Source organism: Kribbella sp. NPDC048837 (assembly GCF_055586945.1).
On record NZ_JBVJHF010000007.1, the window covers coordinates 415,302 to 432,542 of the forward strand.

Genomic DNA, 17,241 nt, shown 5'->3' on the forward strand with positions numbered 1-17,241 from the left:
GTATCCCACCCGCCCCCGCCCACACCACCCTCCGCCCAACCACTGGGCGGTCACCTCACACTTTTCGCGGTGGGCTGAAGTTTGATCAAACGGTTACGCTGTGCGCTGGATTGATGACAGGGTGTGGAAATCGGCGCACACTGGAGGATTCCGGATCGACCGTCAGCGGTCCGGTCGCCCGTGAGGAGTTCGTCGTGTCCCGAGTGACCATCAAAGAGATCGCCCGCCGGTGCGGGGTCTCCCAAGGCGCGGTGTCGTACGCGCTGAACAACCAGCCCGGGGTGTCCGAAGCCACCCGGGCGCGCGTTCTGAAGGTGGCCGCCGAGCTCGAGTGGGTGCCCAACCGGGCCGCCCGGCAGTTGTCCGCGGCCCGCAGCGAGACGTTCGGGCTCATCCTCGCCAGGACCGTGCAGACCTTGGTCGAGGAACCGTACTTCATGGGCTTCGTCGGCGGAGTGGAGTCCGTGCTGGGCGAGAAGTCGTACGCGCTGGCCCTGCAGGTCGTCGCGGACCTCGACGAGGAGCAGGCGACGTACCGGAAGTGGGCTGCGGAGCGCCGGGTGGACGGTGTGATCGTGATCGACCTGCGAGTCGCCGATCCGCGCATCCCGTTGCTGCGGAAGCTCGGTCTCCCGGCCGTGCTGGTCGGCGATCCGGCACTCGCGGACGGGATGTCGTGTGTCTGGACCGACGGTACGGCGGCGATGAACGCGGCGCTCGACCACGTCGCGTCACTCGGTCACCGTACGGTCGCCCGCGTCGCCGGTCCGCCCGAGTTCGGTGACGTGTGGATCCGCGACCAGGCGTTCGAGGTCGCCGTACGGCGACTCGACCTGAGCGGTCAGGTCCGGCACACCGACTACTCCGCCGTGGAAGGCGCCGCGGCCACCCGCGAACTACTGACCGCCGCGCCGCGCCCGACCGCGATCATCTACGACAACGACCTGATGGCCGTAGCCGGCCTCTCCGTCGTCCAAGGCCTGGGATTACGCCCGCCGGCTGACGTCACGCTCGTCGCCTGGGACGACTCGACCCTGTGCCGGATCACCCACCCGACCCTCACCGCGCTGAGCCACAACATCGTCGGCTACGGCGCCGAGGTCACCCACCGCCTCTTCGACCTCCTCAACGGAGCCACCCCCCAAGCCCACCTCTACTCCACACCTCTCCTCATCATCCGAGACAGCTCAGGACCGCCGCCCGCCTAACGGCGGGCGGCGGGAGAGGCGGGGCCGCCCCCCACCCTCCTCTACCCGCCGCAGGCGGTCACCGTGACCGGTACGCCGTTGACGGCGGCTGTGCCTCCGACTGGGTCGGTGAGGTCGGCGTCGGTGATGTCGTTGGCACTGGGCCCGGCGACCTGGTTGGCGATGGTGAGATGGGCGCCGGGGCGGTTGTGGCCGAAGCCGTGCGGGAGGCTGACCACGCCGGGCATCATGTCGTTGCTTGAGGCAACTTCCACCGAAACCGAGCCGGCCGCTGACGTCACCGTCACCAGCTGCCCGTCGGACAGCTCGCGCTTGGCCAGGTCGTCCGGGTTCATCAGCAGCTGATGCCGCGGCCTGCCCTTCACCAGCCGGGCCGAGTTGTGCATCCAGGAGTTGTTGTTCCGCAGATGCCGCCGCCCGATGAGCAGCAACTCACCGTCGTTGCCGGTCGCCAGCGCGTCCAGCCGCGGCAGGTCGTCGAGGATCATCCGCTGCGCCAGATCGATCCGCTTCGACTTGTGATGCAGCGCCCCGGGCAGCGCCGGCTGCAACGGCCCGAGGTCGATCCCGCCCGGCGACTTCCGCAGTTTCGCCAGCGACAGCCGGTACGGCCCGATCCGCAGCCCGAGGTCGACGATCCGCCGCGGCGACATCCGCAGCCGCGCCGTGGCCTCGATCCGCCGCCGGCTCCACGACGTACGCCGGACGAACGCCAGCCCGAGATCGCGGAAGATCTCCCAGTCGTGCCGAGCCTCGGGAGGCTTCGGCAGTACGGCGTCGTTCCAGCGCGCCGTGTTGCGTACGGCGAGCTGGTGGAAGATCACGTCGTAGTGGTCCCGCTCGAGCGGCGGCGCGGGCGGCAGGATCACATCCGCGTGCCGAGTGGTCTCGTTGATGTACGGGTCGACCGCGACCATGAACTCGAGCGTGTCGAGCGCCTCGTCGAGCTTCCGGCCGTTCGGTGTGGACAGCACCGGGTTGCCGGCCACGGTCACCATCGCCCGGATCCGCCCCTCGCCCGGCGTCAGGATCTCCTCGGCCATCGTCGACACCGGCAGCTCACCGCCGAACTCGGGCAGCCCGCGCACCCGGCTCTTCCACACCCCCAGATGCCCGCGACCGAGTCCGAGCAACGCGTTCACGGCCGGGCGCGGGAACATCGTCCCGCCGGGCCGGTCGAGGTTGCCGGTGATGATGTTGAGCACCTGGATCGCCCACTGGCAGACCGAGCCGAACTGCTGCGTCGACACTCCGACCCGCCCGTAGACGGCGGCCCGGTCAGCCGTCGCGAACTCACCGGCGATCCGCCGGATCACGTCCGCCTCGATCCCGGTGATCCCGGCCGCGCGTTCCGGCGTCCACGACTCGACCGCGGACTCGACCTCCGCGAAACCGTCGACGTACGCCGCCGGCCGTGCGTGCCCGTCCTCGATCACTTGATGGATCAGCGCGAGCAGGAAGGCGGCGTCCGTGCCCGGCCGGACGAAGTGGTGCTCGTCGGCGACCGCAGCGGTCTCGGTCCGCCGCGGGTCGATCACGACCACCTTGCCACCGCGCTTCCGCAGCTCCTTGAGCCGCCGGCCGAACCCCGGCGCGGTCATCATGCTCCCGTTCGACGCGAGCGGGTTCGCGCCGAGCATCAGCAGGTACGACGTCCGGTCGATATCCGGTACGGCGACCATCAGCTGGTGCCCGTAGAGCAGGTACGACGCGAGCATGTGCGGAAGCTGGTCGATCGAGGTCGCGCTGAACCGGTTCCGGGTCCGGAGCTGCCGCATCAGCGTCGGCAGGTGGGTGAGCGCGCCGAGACTGTGCACGTTCGGGTTGCCGAGGTAGACGCCGACCGCGTTCCGGCCGTGCTCCCTCTGGATCCCGGTGAGCTTGCCGACGACGAGCTCGTACGCCGCGTCCCAGCCGATCTCCTGCCACCCGTCGGGCGTCCGCCGGACCGGAGTGGTGAGGCGGTCGGGGTCCTCCTGGAGATCGCGCAGCGCGACCGCCTTCGGGCAGATGTGACCGCGGGACAGCGGGTCGGACTCGTCGCCGCGAATGTCGGTGACCCGGCCGTCCTCGACCGTCACGAGCACACCGCAGATCGCTTCACACAGGTTGCACGAGGTCCGCCGTACCGTGGTCGCCATCCAGCCAAACTACCCTCGGGTAGCCAGGCTCGCCATCACTCGAAGCGCGCCTCGTCGAGCCGGCCGAGGATGGCGTCGACCGTCTCGCCGGCGGACAGGTCGGAGTTGTCGAGCCAGAGCCCGCGGCGCGGGCTGAACGCGTGCAGCTCGTAGTCGAGCTCGTCGACCAGGTGGTGTGCCCCGCCGAGCCGGTCGGAGATCACCTCGGGCCGCGGCGTCAGGACGACGAGATAGCGCGGACGGGTCCGGATCCCGTCGAGGAACTCGCGGAGCAGTTCGCCGATCACCACGTCCTCGAGGACCACGGTGAAGCCGGCGTCGGCGTACCCGTCGGCGACCGTACAGGCGAGCCGGTAGCGGAGCTGGAGCTGGCGCTGGGCCTCGGCCATGTCGTCGCGCATGGAGGCCTGTCCGCTGACGATCATCCGCCGGAAGACATCGCCGCGAAGATGCACGCCGTACTGGAATCTCTCGGCCAGTATTTGGGAAACCGTCGACTTGCCGGCCGCCATGATTCCACTGACGACGATCACCCCCTCGGACTCCATGCTGGTGATCGTGCCACGCCCCGCAAGGTTTTAGTCCGGCCCCGGCGATTCTTCTCGCAAAACCTAGATTCTCAAGGGATGTCAGGCCAGCAGGGTCTCGATGTGGTGGCGGAGGAGCTGGCGGACGCGGGCCGGTGTGGTGCGGCCGGGCTGGATCGCGGCGTGCAGTGCGAGGCCGTCGATCACGGCATGCAAACACTCGACCTCGCGGCGTAGATCAAGACCGTCTTTCAGTGACCCGGCCTCGGCCAGAGAGTGCAGCAGGGACTCGCAGAGCCGGCGCAGTCCGTCGTGCACGGCGTCGACGTGCCGCTGCAAGGTGCCGGCCCCGGATTCGGCCTGGGCCTGGGCCATGAACGCGAGCCAGACGTCGAACTCGGCCCGCCGCTCGGCGTCGAGGGGGAGAGCCTCCTCGAGGTAGCGCAGTGCGACCGCGATGGCGGAGCCCTTCGGGTCCAGCCGGCTGATCCGGTCAGTGACCCGGCGCGTGACCAGGTCCATCGCGAAACTCAGCAGACCGTCCTGGTCCGGAAAGTAGTAACGGACCGCCCCCGCGGACCATCCCGCCTCGGCGGCGACGGTGCGGACCGAGGCGGCCCGGATGCCGTCGCGGCGGACCACCCGCCAGAGCGCCTCGGCGATCTCCTCGCGGCGGGTCTCGTGGTCGACGATCTTCGGCACGTGGTCCTTTTTAGCACAGCCGTGTTAGTGTCGTTTTACAACACAGTCGTACGGAAACAACTGGGGAGGGTGAAGCACTGTGCTGCTCGCTGTGATCGCCGCGTGTGAGGTCGGCTTCTGGGTCCTGCTCGCCGCCGGCCTGGTGACGCGCTACCTGCTCCGGCTGCCGAAGGCGGGCATCGTCCTGCTGGCCGCCGTGCCGCTGGTCGACGTGGTGATGCTGGTCGCCAGCGTGATCGACATCCACCGCGGCGGAGAGCCGTCGTTCAAGCACTCGCTGGCCGCGATCTTCATCGGTGTCAGCGTCGGCTTCGGGCATCAGACGCTGAAGTGGGCGGACAAGTGGGCCGCGCACTACCTCGGCGGTGCGCCGCGCCCGGTCAAGCCGCCGAAGCGCGGTCCGGAACGTGCCCGCCGCGAGCGCGCCGGCTGGTACCGCCACCTGCTCGCGTACGTCGTCGGCGTCGGCATCATGATCGGCCTCGGCCTGCTGTCCGGCCGCGGGTACGACGCCGCCCTCGGGCCGGCGTGGACCTGGACGATCGTGCTGGTGATCGACGCGATCGTCTCGTTCAGCTACTCCTTCGAGGGCGACGACGCGGAGACCCGGGAGAAGCAGTCCGTCTGACCTCCCGGTCCGGAGCGGTCACTCGTCGTACATTTCCAGCATGACGACGGTAGGGCGGATCTGGGCCGCGGTCACCGCGGCGGTCGTGGCGTGTGGCATCGTCGTACAGCTGGTGGTGACCGCGAACGGGCACGAGGGGTTCTTCCCGGACAACCCGGACCGGGTGTTCAACGTGTTCGCGTACTTCACCATCCAGTCGAACCTGTTGCTCGGCGGGACCACGCTGATGCTGGCGCTGCAGCCGGACCGTCCGCAGAGCACCCTGTTCCGGACCCTGCGGCTGAACGGGATGCTCTGCATCGCCGTGACCGGGATCGTCTACCACCTCGTGCTGGCGAGTGAGGACGATCCGCACGGCTGGGCGGCCGTGGCCAACTTCCTGCTGCACACGGCCTCTCCCGTGATCGGGGTGCTGGGCTGGCTGTTGTTCGGCCCGCGAGGGTTCACCGACAGGCGGATCGTCGCGTGGTCGATCGTCTATCCGCTGCTGTGGCTGGTGTTCACCCTGATCCGCGGTGAGTTCGTCGGGTTCTACCCGTATCCGTTCGTGAACGTGGACGAGCACGGGTACGGAAGGGTGCTGCTGAACTGTCTGCTGGTCGCGATACTCTTCCTGGCTCTGGCGGCCGGGGCGACCTCTCTCGACCGCCGGTTGCGCCGGAGGACAACCGTCGAAAGGTAGACCTGTGCTGGTGACCTCGCGCTCGTACGCCGAGTACGAAGCGATGTTCGACCTGAAGCAACTCCCCGAGTCCGTGCTCGACTGCTGCGCGGGTGGTGCGGGCTTCACCGCCGAGGCCGCCGCCCGTGGCGTGGACGCGATCGCCGCCGATCCGGCGTACGAGCTCGATCACCCCGAGCTCGTGGACACGGTCCGGCGCAGTCTGCCGGCCACCGCGGGGATCGTGGACGAGCACCAGGGGAGCTTCGTCTGGCACTGGTACGGGTCGCCGGAGCGCAAGGACCAGTACCGGATCGAGGCCGCCGACGCCTTCCTCCAGGATGTCGCGGCCGCGCCCGAGCGGTACGTCGCGGCCGGACTGCCGGAGCTGCCGTTCGGCGATCGTCGATTCGAGCTGGTGCTGTGCTCGCACCTGCTGTTCACGTGGGCCGACAAGTACGACCGCGACTGGCACGAGGCCGCGCTGCGCGAGCTGATCCGGGTGAGCAACGCCGAGGTCCGCATCTTCCCGCTGGTGATGCAGGGCGCCGGCGAGCCGGTTCCGTACCTGCCGGAGTTGCTGGACGGGTTGGACGGCGTCAGCTGGGAGATTCGCAAGGTGCCCTACGAGTTCCAGCTGGGCGCCGACGAGATGCTGGTCATCAGCCGCGCCTGAGAAGACTGACGTTTGGTGCTTCCCACCCGTTCGCCATCACGGATGAGTTGCGCACTGACCCGCCGCGAGGGGTGGGAAGCGCCAAACGGCAGGGGCGAGGCCGGCCGGGCGGTGGGAGGACGGTCTGCCACCGTCCCGACCGGTCGGATCGGTGCGGCGAACGACTAGCGCAGGTACTTGCCGCAGACGGGCCAGGGGGAGGCACCGCGCTGCGCGTAGAGCTTCTTCGCGCGCATCAGCTGCTCGGCCGCGGACGCCTTCGCCGGGTTGCCGGAGCCACCGACGCTGCGCCACGTCTGCAGGTCGAACTGGAACAGCCCGTAGTACCCGGCCGGGTTGACGGCCCGCGGGTTCCCACTGGACTCACAGTTGGCGACCTTGGCCCACGCGCCGCTGAGGTTGGCCTTGGCGCTGGACGCCGGGCGGTCCTCGGACCGGCTGGACCGGACCTTCCGCTCGGTCTTGCGCACCTTCTTCGTCTCGACCTTCTTCGCGGTGACCCTCTTCTTCGCGGGAGCGGTGGCCTTCTTCACGCCGTCCAGCGACAGGGTCTGCCCGATCAGGATCAGGTCGGGGTCCTTCAGGTTGTTGATCTTCGCCAGGTGATGCCAGTCCGCACCGTTGGCCTGGGCGATTTCGGAGAGGGTGTCGCCGGCCTTGACCTTGTAGTCGGCCGCGAACGCACCGCCCGCACCGGCGGCGGTGATACCGGCCCCGAGACCGGCAATGGAGAGGGTCCGAACCACCCGGCGCGTACTACGCCGGGGGCGCGCATGTCGAGCCTTGGACATCAGAGAAGCGCTCCTCGTGAGCTGGGCATGGTGGAACTCACCAGGCCCCCCGTCAGGGGATGGGGGCATCCGGGCAGGTCACAGGACAGCGTCCGAATGGTCACGCCACGGTAACGACGCGACCTGAGTCATCCTGGGCGACCTGGGGCCGAAGCGCAAGGCCAATCCGGCAATCTGCCCCGGTTTTTTCGGTGGCTTGACGTAGCGAAAGCCCAACAACAGAACGGTTTCCGCCTCGACACGCCGATGGTTTGGGCTCCGCCGGACCGGGGTAGTCGAACGTTTGAACCGATCGGTTTCTCACCGCCGGAAGTAGCGTTCCGGGACCAGTTCGACGGTCAGTTCCCGGATCACGTCCCGGTCCTCGGCCGGCCAGGATTCCCAGACCTCGCGGGCCCAGCCGATCAGCGCCGTCTCCACGTTCTCCGCGGTGAGGACGTCGTACGCCGTGAGCCGGCCGACCGTCGCGGGTGGGGTCAGGGCGGGCCAGTCGTCGTACGAGTTCGCCATGATGCCGTGAGCGGTGCGGACGTCGAGGTTGCCGGAGCCGCGCTCGAAGTACATGTAGAGGCCGTTCAGTGCGAACACCGGGCCGATCCGTGGGGCGTCCGGGGCGACGTGCTGAGCGCCGTACGCGTCGATCCGCAGCTGGTGCAGGTACCCGAGCTGGGCGGAGTGTTCGACCTCGTAGCCGAGAAGCTGTCCGGCGACCTCGAGGCATTCCGGTGAGGCGTTGTACTTCGCCTCGCCCGGCCAGTCCGATCGCGGGAGCACGGCGCCGCAGCCGGGACAGATCGTGGATCCACGCGTGCCATCCGGGGACTTCACTCGTTGATCGAAGCACGGGCCCCGCCGTCCGGCAGCTGGTTTTCGCCGCCGTGATCGCGGTGACCGGTAGATGAGGCAACGGAAGGTCTGGGGGAGAGCGGTGATCCGAGTGGCTCTCGGCCATCGCGGCACGTTGGTGCGTGGCGCACTGGCCGCGGTGCTGTCAAGGGAGAACGATCTGGACGTGGTGGCCGAGCTGGACCGCTCGGAGGACGTCCTGCAGGTGGCCGGACGGCGGCCGCATGTCGTGCTGCTCGATCCACAGCTGCCCGGGCGGATCCGGATCGAGGAGCTGTGCCGAAAGCTGACCGGGCGCGGCGTTCTCGTGCTGATCGACCACGAGGCGATCGCGGCGACCAGTCTCGCGCTGGTGAAGCAGGCGCCGCGGATCGGGCTGATCGCGACGGACGCGACGACGGACCAGTTGGTGCAGGCGGTGCGCGATGTCGCGAAAGGGCTGCCGGTGGTCGACGTACGGCTCGCGGTGGCGGCGTTGAAGGCGGGGGACAACCCGTTGACCGATCGCGAGTGCGAGGTCCTGCGGCAGGTCACCACGGGTGCCACGGCGCAGGAGATCGCGCGGACCCTCAGCCTGAGCGCGGGGACCGTCCGCAACTACCTGTCCCGCATCCTCGCGAAGACCGGATCGCGGAGCCGGATCGAGGCGATCCGCAAGGCTCAGGACGCGGGCTGGATCTGACTCCGGCTGATCGTCGGGGTCCAGTTGCCGTGCAGGTCGCGGTACATGCGCGAGGTGCGCATCAGACTCACGTGCGTACCGAGGGCGGCCTTGTTGCCGTCGAGGACCAGGATCCGCCGCGCGCGCAGCGCCGAGCTGATCCGGTGCGCGATGACGATGAGCGTGCCGTCGCGCTTCGCGAACGCCTCCTCCGCCTGACGCTCGGCTTCGGGATCGAGAAAGCAGGTGGCCTCGTCGAGGACGACGAGCGGCGCCGGTGACAGGTACGCACGGACCAGTGCGAGCAACTGCTTCTCCCCGGCCGACAGCTCACCCGGCTTGACCTCGGCCGTCAGTCCACCGATCCGCTCGATCAGGTTGCTTGCCCCGACCGCCTCCACCGCCGCGGCGACCTGGCCAGCGGTTGCTGACGGCAACAAATAGATCAGGTTGTCGAGCACCGAGCCGCTGAAGACGTACGCCTCCTGCGGGATCAGCACCCGCGTCGCCGCCAGCCGCTCCGCCGTCACCGCGGCCGGAGGTACGCCGCCCAGCAGCAGCTTCCCGCCCGTGGGCCTGAGCATTCCGCACACCAGTCCGGCGAGCGTGGACTTCCCGATCCCGCTCGGCCCGACGACCGCCAGGTGCTCGCCCTCGGGGATGGTGAGCTCGAGCTTGTCCAGCACGGGTTCGGCGCTCGGACCGTAGGCGAAGGTCAGTCCACGCAGGTGGACGGTGAAGCCGGTGGGCCGGTCTGCCCGCCTCGGCTGCTTCACCGGTGTCGAGGTGTCCAGGATCCGTCCGAGCGTGATCACGTACCGCAGACCACTGTCACCCAGCGCGCTCATCACTGTATTCAGCGCCGGCTGCAACCCGATCAGCACATACGTCAATCCACCCAGCAGCGTGCCGGTGCCGACCCCACGCCCGACGAGCCACGGCCCCGCCGCCAGCAGGATCAGCAACGGCAACCATCCGCCGACCGCGAAGCACAACGTCCGCAAAGCCCCGACCTTGGCCAAGGCTCGCTCCGCCGACGCGTGTGCCTCGATCGGCGCACCGACCAACTGCCCGGCGAACTCCTCCGTCCCGGCCGCCGTGATGTCCCGCACCCCGCCGAACACCATCCCCGCCGTGGCCGCGAGCTCCTCGTCCGCCTGCAACGACGCCCGAACCCGATCCGCCGCCATCCCCAGCACCGTCAGCGACAACGCGAACCCGAGCAGGAACGGCGGTACGACGAACATCGCAACAATCGGAGCCAGTGACAACAACCCGGTCAGTACGCCGAACAACGTGACCGCGAAGCTCCGCAGCACCAGAACCAGCCCGGCGAACGTGTCCCGAACGATCTCCACCTGCCGGTTCAACCTCGCCACGGCACTGTCGTCCCCGGACCGCAGTGCGCCGCCGACAACCCGCCGTACCAGATCGTCGCGCAGGGGCTCGACCAGATCGCCGAGCCTCCCGTAGACCTGCCGAGCACCGGCCGCGCCCAGACACGCGGTCGCCACCAGCCCGCCGAGCCACGCGATGCCCTGCCAGGAGTGCCCGCCGAGAAAACTGTCCGTCGCTCGCGCGACCGCGACGCCGTAGATCGCCGTCGGCAGAATCTCCGGCACCGACCACGCGACCAGTCTGACCGTGGCGCGTTTCCTCAGCGCCGCGGCGCCGTACGCGAGCTCTCGTTTCATCCAAAGACTTCTCGGTACGACGTGTGGTGCCACAGGTCGGCGTGCGGGGCGACGGCGCGGACCTGGCCGCGGTCGAGCCAGACGACCAGGTCGGCGCGGGCCGCGGTCGCCGGGCGGTGGGTGACGATCAGGCGGGTGCGGTGGTGCCGGTCCTCGGTCAGGGTGCGGCTGATCTGCCGCTCGGTGGCGGTGTCGAGGCTCGAGGTCGCGTCGTCGAGCACGAGCAGGCGGCTCGCCGACCAGGCCCGGGCCAGGCCGAGGCGCTGCCGTTCACCACCGGACATCGGTGCCCTGCGCAACGACGTGAAGTAGCCGTCCGGCAGTCGGCTGACGAAGTCGTGGGCGTGCGTGGCGCGCGCGGCGGCGAGCGTCCGGATCGGGCTGATCGCGTCCGGGGCGATCGCTTCGCCGATCGTCCGCCCGACCAGCTGTGGGCGCTCGAACGCGCACCCGACCGCACTGCGCAGCGCCCGCCGGCTGACGGCCTGCAGCGGTACGCCGTCCAGCGACACCTGACCGGTCGACGGATCGCGCAGCCTCGCCGCGATCGCGGCGAGCACCGACTTCCCGGCGCCACTCGCCCCGACGACTGCGACGGTCGCGCCGCCAGGGAGGTCGAGATTCACGTTGTCCAGCAGGAGATTCCCGCCGGCGACGACGCTGACACCGTCGAACGTCAACTGACCGGGACCGGCCGGGATCGGCAGCGTGCCGTGCGCGATCGAGTCGATCGCCAGCACCTCGGCGGCACGGTGGACCCCGGCCTTCGCACGGGCGATCTCCCCGAGGATGCCGGTCAGGTTGCCGAGGCCGGCGCCGAGCACGGCGTACTGCGAAGCGGCGAACAGCTCGCCCGCGGTGATCCGGCCGGAGACGAGTTGGAGGCCGCCGACGGCCAGCACGGCGACGAGCACGAGCGGGCCGACGACTGCGGCTTGGGCGCCGGAGCGGGCCAGGATGCGCCAGGTGACGACGCCGTGTTTGTGGAGCTCGGGGAGGAGTCCGAGGATGCGGCGCTCCTCGCGGTCCGTCGTGCCCGCGGCGGTGATGGTGCGGATGCCGGTCAGCGATTCGGACAGCAGTGCGGCGATCCGGCCCTGGGTCTCCTGGTAGGCGAGGCTGACGCCGGCCGTCCGTTTCGCGAAGGTCCACAGGACCACGATCACGAGCAGCACCCCGCCGAAGAACGCTGCGGCGAGCCACGGGTCGATGAGCGCGAGCAGGACGAGGCTGCCGACCGGCGGAGCAATCGCGGCGACCGCGGTCACCGCCGCTGGACCGGCTTGGGCGGCGTCGGTGGCGTTCGCGGAAACCCTGGTGACGAGGTCGCCGGTCTCGAAGTCGCGAGAGCCCTCGGGGCCGCCGTGAACGACCTGCTTGACCAGGCGATGGCGCAGCCAGGCGGTGGTCTCGGCGACACAGGCCGCGCCGGCGAACGCGTCGACGATGCTCGCCGCGATCCCCAGCGCGATCAGTACGGCGGCCGCGATCAGCCAGCGGGTGTAGCCGGTGCCGGCCACGATCGAGTCGACCGAGCGTCCGAGGATCGCCGGGAGCGCGAGGGTGACGCCGCTGCCGATCAGCGCGTTGAGACCGATCAGCGGCAACCAGCCGCGACCGCGCTTGGCGACGTCCTTGAAGGTGATCATGACGCCGACCCGGTCTGATCGGCGAGGAACGCCAGCATGTCTGCAGCCAGACTGATTCCACCGGTCGCGTGCCCGGCGTCTTCTTGCAGTCGCAGCAACACCGGCTTGTCGCTGTCGGTGGAATGCTGGAGCGCGGCGCACATCTTCCTTGCATGCAAGGGATCCACGCGTGTGTCGTTCCCGAAGACGGTGAACAGCACGGCTGGATACTTCACGCCTTCGGCGACGCGATGGTACGGCGAGTACGACAGGAGGTTCCGGAAGTCGTCGGGATCCTTGACGGACCCGAACTCCGGCACCCAGCGCTCACCGAGGCCCGACAACTCGTACCGGGCCATGTCGGTCAACGGCGCCGAGCAGACGGCGGCCGCGAACAACTCCGGTCGCTGGGTGACTGCCGCGGCGACGAGCAGACCGCCGTTCGATTCGCCGCAGAGTGCGAGCTGATCCGGCGTGGTCCAGCCTTCGGCGATCAGGTGCTCGGCCGCGGCGATGAAGTCGTCGAAGACCTGCTGTTTGTTGTGCCGCATCCCCGCATGGTGGGATGCGGTGCCGCGCTCACCACCGCCGCGGACGTGCGCGGTGACGAACACTCCGCCGGCCTCGACCCAGGCCAGCGCGAACGCCGAGTACGTCGGCGTCAGTGTCTGCCCGAACCCGCCGTACCCGTAAAGGATCGTCGGCCGTGGTCCCTCAAGACCGGGCGTCGTGATCGCCCGGAGTTCGAGCTCGCTGCCGTCGGGGGAGACGTAGGTCAGGGTGTGCGTCTCTGCTTGTATCTTTGTGGATGCGACCTGCGACCAGGGCGTCGTACGCCCGGTCTCGGCGTCGTAGCAGTAGACCGTCGGTGGCGTGACGCTGTCGGTGTACGTGAACCAGGCCTGCGTCCCACCACCGGCGCGGAGCGAGCCGATCGAACCCGCACCCGGCAGGTCGACCTCGCCGCGGCGGCGCCCGGTCTCACGATCGTGGACGGTGATCTCGGCGGCCGTCGCGACCAGGACCACGTCGTCGAGGATGGCCAGGCCGGTCAGCGGCGCGTCCGGCACGAGGTAATCCCGCCAGACCGTCGGATCCGCGGGATCCCCGACACAGATCCGGCCCGTGGGCGCGTCCCGCGTGGTGACGACGTACAGCCGCCCGTCCCGACCGACCGTCATCACAGTAGTCGCGTCGACGCCCTGCTGCACCGGCACCGGCGGCTCATCTGTGGACAGATCAGCCAGCCAGAGGTCGTTCGCCGTACCGCGCACCGCCGAGATCGTCAGCCACCGCCCATCAGCGCTGATCTCGAGCCCGTACGACGCCTCGTCGGCGAAGATCGTGGTGTCGTCAGGGACACCGACTTGGCGGCGCCTCACCTGACGGAAACGCACGTAGAAAAAGGACCTCCCGTCGGGAAGCCATGCGACAGGGGAGTAGCGGCACCCGTCGATCGGCCCGTCGACGATTTGCCCGGTGGCGACGTCGACGACGGACAGGATCGCTTGCTCGTCCCCACCTCGCGAGAGCTGGTAGGCGAGTTTGCTGCCGTCCGGAGACGGCTGCCACCCGTCGAGCGTGGTCAGACCGCTCGGGTCGAGCTGCTTCGGATCGAGCAGCGGCGTGTCGTCGACGTACATGACCGAGTGCTGCTGACCCGCGTCCCGGCGGACCATGAAGCACCGCTCGCCGCGCCACACGGGGGCGGACACGCTGTCGACGCTCGACAGCTCCCGCACCCTGTTGCGCAGGCGGAAACGGCTCGGCAACGAGCCGGCGTACTCCAGCCAGAGCTCGTCCTGGTCGCCCAGCCACCGCACGGTCGCAGCGGCTGAGGCATCCTCGAGCCACCGGTACGGATCCGCAACGGCACAACCGTGCACCTGCTCCACGAGCGGAAGCCGCTCGGCGCATGGATAAGTCTGCACGGAATCCCTCACCCCTCTCTTCCGTCCTGACCAATCAACGACCACCCGGGCCCGGGGCTACCCGGATTTCCTGATGTCGTGCCGGCCTGGACCGCCAACCAGCGGGGCAAGCAGGTCGGCCTCTCACCGCCGGCGACCGAGGCGAGTCGGTCACCGGGTGCGTCGGGAGCCTGGATGCAGGTCGGCCCTGGGCGGGTATGCCGCCCACCCAGGGCCTCAGAAACCTGGCGATCCAGGTGCCCATCAGTGGCAGAGCAGGAGGCTCAGGTTGCTCGGGGTCTGCGACGCGCAGCCCAGCACGGTCAGCGTGGAGCCGCCGTGGTGGTGGCCGCCGTGGCCGTAACCCGGGGTCTCGAGACCCTGAAGGTCGAGAAGTGCCATGTTTACACCTCCTTCGGTGCGATTCGTCGGGATGGGGACTCGGACCACTGGGGAGGTCCGAGGAACGGGAGGGACACCGGCGCGTCGTGCAGCGCCGTACCCAGAGCCAGCAGGACGCCGGCCGATCCGGTCGCCAGGTCCATCGAGAGACGGAGCAACTGGTTGCCCGGGTACGCGAGACCACCTTCGAAGGGCATCGCGTGCCAGCCGAGTCCGTACACCAGGTCGTCGACCGTCGACTGCTCCTCGCCGAGTGCGGCGGCGGTGAGGAGCAGACCGGCGCGACCCATGAACAGGCCGGGCTGGACGTAGTAGGAGCAGTGTGTGACCCGCTTGAGCTCGTCGAGGGTCGTGGTGAGCTCGTCCGACGGCCGGTGGCGCAGGTACCGCTCGAGCACCAGCGCGACCCCGGCCGAACCTTCTTCGAGATACGGCAACGTCCGCCAGCCCTGGTTCACCTGACGCATGCCGTCGTCGGTGAGGACGGAGCGCTTGAGGTCTTGCCTGATGGCGATCTCGGCCAGATCCAGCAAGCCGGTGTCGCCGAGCCGCTCGAACGCTTCCAGGAACAACAGCGCCGGCCCCGACGATCCGTACATCAGCCCGGCCCGCGCGTGCTGACCGCCACTGATCTCGGGTACGTCGTTGACGTCGCCGAGCCGGTCGGCGACCAGATCGAGCACCCGGACCGCCTTCGCCCGCAGGCTCGGCTCGGTATCGAAATGCAGCAGGTTCAGACCGATGCCGGCGAGGCCGGAGTGCAGCCCGAGCTCGCGGGAGCTCCAGTCGTCGACGAGCGTACGGTCGACCAGGTCCAGCGCGTCCTGGCGGTGCCCGAGCTCGTCGAGCACGTGCGCGACACCGTGGAGGCCGTCGTACAGGCCGGGGCCGGTCTCCGTGTCCACGGCCCGCTTGCGCAGCCAGTCGTCGTACTCCGGGAATCGTCCGGCGCCGGTCTTCGCGAGAGCGTAGAGGACGCCCGCGGCGCCGGTGGCGAGGTCGATTCCGCCGCCGTCGCGGAACTGCGCGATGTCGCCGGGGAACAGCCTGTCGGTGCGCTCGGGTGTCGCACTGGCGGCGATGGCTCGGGTCAGTGCGTCTCGGACTTCGGGCCATTCGGCTTCGCCGGGCAGCGCGAGATCGACCATCTCCGGGTCGTGGGTCGCTGAGCCGGCGATCGTCCGGACCGCTTCCTCGATCGTTGCCCTGGGCACCGGGAAGGTCTCGGTGATCATGTCGGCGAGCTGGAACGCCTTGCCGGGGTGCATGTTCAGCAGGATCGTGGCCTGCGGTGCGTAGACACCCAAGGCGATGCAGGCCAGCGCGTACCGGTCGACGTCGACGCCTTGCCGGTCCGGCGGCGCCGCGTACCCCGGGTGCGCGAGGGTCGAACGGGCCTTGTCCTCGGCCCTGGTCGCCACCTCGAAGTCGATCAGGGTCAGCCGGCCGTCGACGTCGAGCAGGACGTTGTCCGGATGCAGGTCGCAGAACACGACACCGCGGTCATGGAGCTGACCGACCGCCTCGGCGACCTTGGTGATCATCGCGGTGGCCCACTCGGCGTACTCGGCCTTGTCGGCCTCCGTCGCATCCGGGTGGGTCAGCGGATATCGCCGTACGAGCTCGCGTTGCAGCGAGACCGAGTCGATGTGCTCCTGGACCAGGAAGTGATGCTCACCCAGCTGCAGGAAGTCGTGCGTCTTCGGGACGACGTCCAGGCCGTCGAGCTGATCGAGGATGTCCTTCTCGTGTGCGATCCGGGCGACCGCGTCCCGGCCGGCCAGGTCGAGACCGGCGTACGGGCGTCCTTCCTTGAGGACGACGCGGTCACCGGTCTCGTTGTGGTGACCGACGTACACACCGCCGCCGTTGGAGAACTGGATGACGCCGTCGATCGTGTACGCGAGGTCGTTGGTGGTGACCGCGTTGCGGGCGTCGAGGTGCGGCTTCAGGAAGTCGGGCATCGCGACCCACGGCGGCGTTGCGAACGTGGGACCGCGATGGTCCGGCACGAGCCGGCCCTGGTCGTCCTCGATGGCCAGCACCCGCTCGCCGGTCGGCGACAGGCAGTGCCTGCTCACGAAGGCGCCGTACCGGACGAAGAGCGGGCCTTCGCCGTAGCGCAGGTCGCTCAGGATGTACGGCCCCTGGACGCCGTGGAGGATCTCGTCGAGCTCCTTGAGGATCAGCTCGCACTGCGCGTCGTCGGTCGGGTAGATCGTCACGAGCTTGCCGCTCGACCCACGGGGAGCGGCCTTCGAGTTGACCATCACCAGCACGGGCTCGTTGCGCAGGAACTTGAACGCGATCCCGCGCGGCACGCAGTACTCCCACACGGCCTCGAGCGTCCGCTCGACGTCACTCAGCCTGGCCGAGACGTGAATCTTCCAGCCCTGCTGCGGCAGCCGGAGGTTCGCCGGCGCGTAGTGCATCCAGGTTTCCCCCGGCACCTGCCGCCACCCGTCCGGAACCGCCCGCGCGCAGATCCCGAAATCCGGATGCTGGGCACCACGATTGGCCGGCGTCTCGTAGAACCGCCGATCCGCAAGGCAGTAGAACTCGTAACTCTCGTGCATGACTGTCCGACCCCCCTTTCCGTGGTGCCCCGCACATCTTGGGCACCCCGACCAGGCGAGGCGTAGTGCACGATGTCATCACTCTCATGTGAAGAACCCACACACTACGAGTGAGTAACTAAACACTCTTCGTTACTTCTCAGCGTACTTCGAGCGCGAATCGGCCCGTAACAACATGTCAATCCGCGAC

The 17,241-nt window shown here is 69.1% G+C and carries 15 protein-coding genes; 5 read left to right on the forward strand and 10 right to left on the reverse strand.

The annotated features are described in order from the left end of the window. Nucleotides 1-194: 194 nt before the first annotated feature. On the forward strand, nt 195-1,208 hold the full coding sequence (locus ACZ6O0_RS31690; protein WP_465768674.1) for a LacI family DNA-binding transcriptional regulator: 1,014 nt from the start codon (nt 195-197) through the stop codon (nt 1,206-1,208). Between the two features lie 41 nt (nt 1,209-1,249). Here ACZ6O0_RS31690 and ACZ6O0_RS31695 read toward each other — a convergent pair whose 3' ends face one another. The 3 genes from ACZ6O0_RS31695 to ACZ6O0_RS31705 all read right to left on the reverse strand — a co-directional run bounded on the left by ACZ6O0_RS31695 (nt 1,250) and on the right by ACZ6O0_RS31705 (nt 4,578). Further along, nucleotides 1,250-3,349, reverse strand: a complete 2,100-nt coding sequence (locus ACZ6O0_RS31695; protein WP_465768675.1) for a molybdopterin-dependent oxidoreductase — start codon at nt 3,347-3,349, stop codon at nt 1,250-1,252. A 35-nt stretch (nt 3,350-3,384) separates the two neighbouring features. Further along, a complete protein-coding gene (locus ACZ6O0_RS31700) occupies nt 3,385-3,897 on the reverse strand; it encodes an AAA family ATPase (RefSeq protein ID WP_465768676.1) in 513 nt (170 codons plus the stop codon). 81 nt (nt 3,898-3,978) lie between these two features. Then, nucleotides 3,979-4,578 carry a TetR/AcrR family transcriptional regulator gene (locus ACZ6O0_RS31705; RefSeq protein WP_465768677.1) on the reverse strand — a complete coding sequence of 200 codons (600 nt, stop codon included), beginning with the start codon at nt 4,576-4,578 and terminating at the stop codon, nt 3,979-3,981. A gap of 79 nt (nt 4,579-4,657) precedes the next feature. Between ACZ6O0_RS31705 and ACZ6O0_RS31710 the strand changes: the two genes are divergently transcribed. Genes ACZ6O0_RS31710 through ACZ6O0_RS31720 form a run of 3 tightly spaced genes read left to right on the forward strand, consistent with a single transcriptional unit; the run spans nt 4,658 to nt 6,543 of the window. Continuing rightward, entirely contained in the window at nt 4,658-5,206 is a 549-nt protein-coding gene (locus ACZ6O0_RS31710; protein WP_465768678.1) for a 2TM domain-containing protein, read from the forward strand. A gap of 40 nt (nt 5,207-5,246) precedes the next feature. Further along, nucleotides 5,247-5,888, forward strand: coding sequence for a Pr6Pr family membrane protein (locus tag ACZ6O0_RS31715; RefSeq protein WP_465768679.1), 642 nt, complete (start codon nt 5,247-5,249; stop codon nt 5,886-5,888). A gap of 4 nt (nt 5,889-5,892) precedes the next feature. Further along, nucleotides 5,893-6,543: a class I SAM-dependent methyltransferase gene (locus ACZ6O0_RS31720; RefSeq protein WP_465768680.1), complete on the forward strand. Its 651-nt coding sequence runs from the start codon at nt 5,893-5,895 to the stop codon at nt 6,541-6,543. A gap of 164 nt (nt 6,544-6,707) precedes the next feature. Here the strand turns inward: ACZ6O0_RS31720 and ACZ6O0_RS31725 are convergent, their stop codons facing one another. Together ACZ6O0_RS31725 and ACZ6O0_RS31730 are read right to left on the reverse strand one after the other, a co-directional pair. Then, nucleotides 6,708-7,289 (reverse strand): transglycosylase family protein, encoded by a 582-nt coding sequence (locus ACZ6O0_RS31725; RefSeq protein ID WP_465768681.1) that lies wholly within the window; start codon nt 7,287-7,289, stop codon nt 6,708-6,710. A gap of 345 nt (nt 7,290-7,634) precedes the next feature. After that, a complete protein-coding gene (locus ACZ6O0_RS31730; RefSeq protein ID WP_465768682.1) occupies nt 7,635-8,162 on the reverse strand; it encodes a DUF5946 family protein in 528 nt (175 codons plus the stop codon). 100 nt (nt 8,163-8,262) lie between these two features. Between ACZ6O0_RS31730 and ACZ6O0_RS31735 the strand changes: the two genes are divergently transcribed. Continuing rightward, a complete protein-coding gene (locus ACZ6O0_RS31735) occupies nt 8,263-8,862 on the forward strand; it encodes a response regulator transcription factor (RefSeq protein WP_465768683.1) in 600 nt (199 codons plus the stop codon). Here ACZ6O0_RS31735 and ACZ6O0_RS31740 read toward each other — a convergent pair. The 5 genes from ACZ6O0_RS31740 to lanKC form a co-directional block, all read right to left on the reverse strand. Further along, on the reverse strand, nt 8,841-10,535 hold the full coding sequence (locus ACZ6O0_RS31740; protein WP_465768684.1) for an ATP-binding cassette domain-containing protein: 1,695 nt from the start codon (nt 10,533-10,535) through the stop codon (nt 8,841-8,843). The two genes, ACZ6O0_RS31735 and ACZ6O0_RS31740, sit on opposite strands and share 22 nt — an antisense overlap. After that, nucleotides 10,532-12,184: an ABC transporter ATP-binding protein gene (locus tag ACZ6O0_RS31745; RefSeq protein WP_465768685.1), complete on the reverse strand. Its 1,653-nt coding sequence runs from the start codon at nt 12,182-12,184 to the stop codon at nt 10,532-10,534. Before ACZ6O0_RS31745 ends, ACZ6O0_RS31740 begins: the two co-directional genes overlap by 4 nt. Beyond that, entirely contained in the window at nt 12,181-14,094 is a 1,914-nt protein-coding gene (locus ACZ6O0_RS31750) for a prolyl oligopeptidase family serine peptidase (RefSeq protein WP_465768686.1), read from the reverse strand. Before ACZ6O0_RS31750 ends, ACZ6O0_RS31745 begins: the two co-directional genes overlap by 4 nt. 243 nt (nt 14,095-14,337) lie before the next feature. Next, the gene (locus ACZ6O0_RS31755) at nt 14,338-14,475 is read right to left on the reverse strand and encodes a SapB/AmfS family lanthipeptide (RefSeq protein ID WP_130387812.1); all 138 of its coding nucleotides are present in this window, start codon (nt 14,473-14,475) and stop codon (nt 14,338-14,340) included. A 2-nt stretch (nt 14,476-14,477) separates the two neighbouring features. Continuing rightward, nucleotides 14,478-17,051: a class III lanthionine synthetase LanKC gene (gene lanKC / locus ACZ6O0_RS31760; RefSeq protein ID WP_465768687.1), complete on the reverse strand. Its 2,574-nt coding sequence runs from the start codon at nt 17,049-17,051 to the stop codon at nt 14,478-14,480. Nucleotides 17,052-17,241 lie beyond the last annotated feature (190 nt).